Annotated in this window: 1 protein-coding gene and 1 pseudogene; both read left to right on the top strand. The window is 74.6% G+C overall.

All coding sequences use genetic code 11. The annotated features are described in order from the left end of the window. Nucleotides 1-481: pseudogene (locus tag E1283_RS37900) on the top strand (hypothetical protein); the annotation flags it as partial. Between the two features lie 14 nt (nucleotides 482-495). Then, on the top strand, nucleotides 496-1,170 hold a 675-nt coding region (locus E1283_RS36360; RefSeq protein ID WP_132822415.1), incomplete at its 3' end, for a response regulator.

The raw sequence follows: 1,170 nt of genomic DNA, 5'->3' as shown, positions 1-1,170 counted from the left end.
GTTGCGGGCCGGGCCACGGGGGGCGGCGGGGTTCGAGGTCGTCGCGCGGCTGCCGCGCACTCCGCCTGAGGGCGCGTCGGCGCCGCCCGGGTCGGCGGCCCGGCCGGCCGAGATGGTGGCGGCCCAGCGGCGGGCGCGGCGGGATCTGCTCCGGTTGTCGGCCCTGCCGTTGGGGCTCGGGTTCGCCATGCTGGCGGCGTTGTTCGCCTTCTACGCGATCTCGGTGACGCGGACGTCCCTGGGGTCGGCCGAGTTCGACGGGCTGCGGCTCGGGCAGGAGCGGTCGGAGTTCGCGTCCGTGCTGCCGCACTCGATCAGCGCGCCGCCGCCGGTGCTGGCCGAGCCGCCCATACCGTCCGGGGCCAGCTGCGAGTACTACCGGGCCGGGCACGGTCTGCTGGACATCTCGGAGACGATGTTCCGGCTGTGCTACGAGGACGGGGTGTTGGTGGCGAAGGACACGTTGCGGCGGGGTGACTGATGGGGGTGCGCGAGATGGTTCGGGTCCTGATCGCCGATGACGAGGCGATGATCCGCGCCGGGATCCGGGGGATCCTGGCCGCCGATCCGGCGGTCGAGGTGGTGGCGGAAGCCGGGGACGGCAGGGAGGCGGTGGAGTTGGCCCGCCGGCACCGGCCGGACGTGGCGCTGCTGGACATCCGGATGCCGGGTTCCGACGGGCTGACGGCGCTGCGGCACCTGCGGGAGCTGGTGCCGGACACCGGGGTGGTCATGCTCACCACGTTCGGCCAGGACGAGTACATTACCCGGGCGTTGGACCTCGGGGCCGCCGGATTCCTGTTGAAGGCGTCCGATCCACGCGAGCTGATCGCCGGGGTGCACGCCGTGGCGGAGGGCGGGGCGTGCCTGTCGCCGCGGGTGGCCCGCAGGGTGATCGGCGAGCTGCGACAGGGGACGAGCGTGCGGGACCAGGCGCGGGAGCGGGTGGCCGAGTTGAGCGAGCGGGAGCGGGAGGTGCTGGCGCTGATCGGGGCCGGCCTGTCCAACGCGGAGATCGGGCGGCGGCTGCATCTCGTGGAGGGCACGATCAAGGCCTACGTCAGCGCGGTCCTGATCCGGCTCGGGGTGCGCAACCGGGTGCGGGCGGCGATCGTCGCGTACGAGGCCGGTCTGGTGGGGGACGCCGCGGCCCCCGGCGGGGCCGGGGGC

Source organism: Streptomyces hainanensis, from assembly GCF_004348415.1.
Classification (GTDB): domain Bacteria; phylum Actinomycetota; class Actinomycetes; order Streptomycetales; family Streptomycetaceae; genus Streptomyces; species Streptomyces hainanensis.
Note: the sequence above shows the minus strand (reverse complement) of the source record. Positions and strands in the feature narration are given on the sequence as shown.